Source organism: Xanthovirga aplysinae (genome assembly GCF_009711365.1).
Lineage (GTDB): Bacteria > Bacteroidota > Bacteroidia > Cytophagales > Cyclobacteriaceae > Xanthovirga > Xanthovirga aplysinae.
This window is the reverse complement of the sequence record NZ_SMMB01000622.1, coordinates 1-2,819: the sequence shown is the minus strand read 5'-3', so window position 1 is coordinate 2,819 and position 2,819 is coordinate 1. Positions and strand designations below refer to the sequence as shown.

Annotated in this window: 1 protein-coding gene; it reads right to left on the bottom strand. The window is 38.4% G+C overall.

Going from position 1 to position 2,819, the window contains the following annotated elements:
* Positions 1-175: 175 nt before the first annotated feature.
* On the bottom strand, positions 176-2,440 hold the full coding sequence (locus E1171_RS03370) for an aconitate hydratase (RefSeq protein ID WP_155204072.1): 2,265 nt from the start codon (positions 2,438-2,440) through the stop codon (positions 176-178).
* Between the last annotated feature and the right edge of the window lie 379 nt (positions 2,441-2,819).

Below are 2,819 nucleotides of genomic sequence, written 5' to 3'. Positions count from 1 at the left end.
TTCCTGATAAAACTGAATTGGCATTTTAGATTTGCCGGTACAATTCGTTTAAAAAGCGATATAAACGGAAATTATGAACCTGGATTAACAGATTCTTGAGGCTCCTTAGAATAAAAAAAAGGCTGACCAAAAATTACTTTTGATACAGCCTCCTTTTTTTTTGTTTAACTTTTACTTAAGCATTTTCTTCTTTGATTTTATTTAATGCTGACCCCGCTTTAAACCACCCAATTTGTTGTTCATTGTAGGTATGGTTAAGTTTGATCTCATCCACTGATCCATCAGTATGATTCAAAATCATGGTCAATTGTTTTCCAGGAGCAAACTCTGTCAATTCCACAATATCAATTGAATCATCCTCCTGTACCTTATTGTAATCCTCTGGATTAGCAAAGGTCAGTCCGAGCATTCCCTGTTTTTTCAGGTTGGTCTCATGGATACGAGCAAATGATTTTACTACTACAGCTCTTACTCCTAAATGTCGAGGTTCCATAGCAGCATGTTCACGAGATGAACCTTCTCCATAGTTTTCGTCTCCAATTACCACAGAACCAACTCCAGCGGCTTTGTAGGCCCGCTGTGTAGCAGGAACCTCTCCATATAATCCGGTTAATTGACTTTTAACCAAATTTGTACTGTCGTTGAATGCATTTACTGCCCCAATTAGACAGTTGTTGGAAATATTATCTAAATGCCCTCTATATCTTAACCATGGACCCGCCATAGAAATGTGATCCGTGGTACATTTTCCTTTGGCTTTAATAAGAAGTTTTAACCCTTTTAAATCGGTACCTTCCCAAGGGGCAAATGGGGAAAGCAACTGAAGACGCTCAGATTCCGGAGAAACTTCCACTTTTACTTTGGAGCCATCTTCGGCAGGGGCTTGATACCCGTTATCTTTTACATCAAATCCTTTAGTTGGCAATTCTTCTCCTGAAGGTGGATCTAATTTTACCTGTTCACCCTTTTCATTGGTTAATGTATCTTTAAGTGGGTTAAACGTCAAATCTCCTGCTATAGCCAGGGCGGTTACAAGTTCAGGTGAAGCTACAAAAGCATGAGTATTAGGGTTGCCGTCAGCACGCTTGGCAAAGTTTCGGTTAAAAGAATGAACGATGGTGTTCTTTTCTTTTTTCTCCGCACCTTCTCGGGCCCATTGTCCAATACAAGGTCCACAAGCATTTGCAAAAACGCTGGCACCAATTTTATCAAAGGTATCAATAAATCCATCTCTTTCAATGGTATACCGAACTTGCTCAGATCCAGGGGTAATGGTGAATTTAGCCTTTGTTTTAAGATTTTTGCTTACGGCTTGTTCTGCCAATGAAGCTGCTCTTGAAATGTCTTCATAAGAAGAGTTTGTACAAGAACCAATCAAACCAACCTCCACTTCAGTTGGCCAGCCATTTTCAGCGGCAACTTCTTTCATTTTAGAAATAGGTGTTGCTCGGTCTGGAGTAAATGGCCCATTTAAATAAGGCTCAAGCTCATCGAGGTTAATCTCAATCAATTGATCAAAATATTTTTCCGGCTCAGCATATACTTCAGAGTCAGCAGTTAAATGTTGCTTTACACCATTAGCAGCATCAGCTACATCATTTCGGCCCGTTGCTCTTAAGTAACGCTCCATAGATTCGTCATATCCGAAGGTTGAAGTAGTTGCACCAATTTCAGCACCCATGTTACAAATAGTACCTTTACCCGTACAAGACATAGCTTCAGCACCTTCACCAAAGTATTCTACGATACATCCGGTACCACCCTTAACACTTAGAATACCCGCTACTTTTAAAATGACATCTTTAGGGGCAGCCCAGCCATTTAGTTTACCAGTTAATTTAACGCCAATTAACTTAGGGAATTTAAGTTCCCATGGCATTCCGGCCATTACATCTACTGCATCTGCGCCTCCAACCCCAATGGCAACCATTCCTAAACCTCCTGCATTCACTGTGTGTGAATCAGTACCGATCATCATACCGCCAGGGAATGCATAATTTTCAAGAACAACCTGGTGGATAATTCCTGCTCCTGGTTTCCAAAAACCAATGCCATATTTATTAGAAACAGAAGCTAAGAAATCGTAAACCTCTTTATTGGTAACATTTGCAGTGTGTAAATCTTTTTTTGCTTCTATTTTTGCTTGGATCAAGTGATCAGCGTGAACAGTTGAAGGTACGGCTGCTTTATCCTTTCCCGCTTGCATGAACTGAAGCAAAGCCATTTGAGCTGTGGCGTCCTGCATGGCCACACGGTCAGGGGCAAAATCTACATAAGAGGTTCCTCTTTCATAGGCTTTAGTCGCTGCCCCATCAAAAAGATGTGAATAAAGAATTTTTTCGGTCAGTGTTAGCGGCTTGCCAACGATATTCCTTGCTGCCTCAATACGCTCACCCATTTTGGCATATGCAGCTTTAATCATTTCAATGTCAAAAGCCATGATTTATTTATTTGTTATAGTGATTAATCTTCTGTCTTTTAAGGTTTGGCAAAGTTACAAAAATTGTAAAATAAAGGAAGTTGTGACTCTATCAATTAGGTATTTATAATATATGTAAATAAGCTATTACGGTTTTAGGGGGATAAAAGCGAATAATTTTGGAGAAATTAAACTAGTGTTTATGAATTTTTTCTTGCTAATAAGGTAGAGTCATGTGGGTTTTTTATAATTTTTTTTGGGGTAAAAAGCTTTTTGTTTTTATAAATCTAATATATAATTGCACTTTATAAATGAAAAAAAGGAATATAAGCTCTTATTATTCCTTTTAAAATATAATGCATTTATTTTGTCTTTATTTTGAAATGATTTGTCATGGGAC

Excerpts from the sequence above, each read along its gene's own strand:
- E1171_RS03370 (WP_155204072.1), bottom strand. The coding sequence starts at position 2,440 with ATGGCTTTTGACATTGAAATGATTAAAGCTGCATATGCCAAAATGGGT.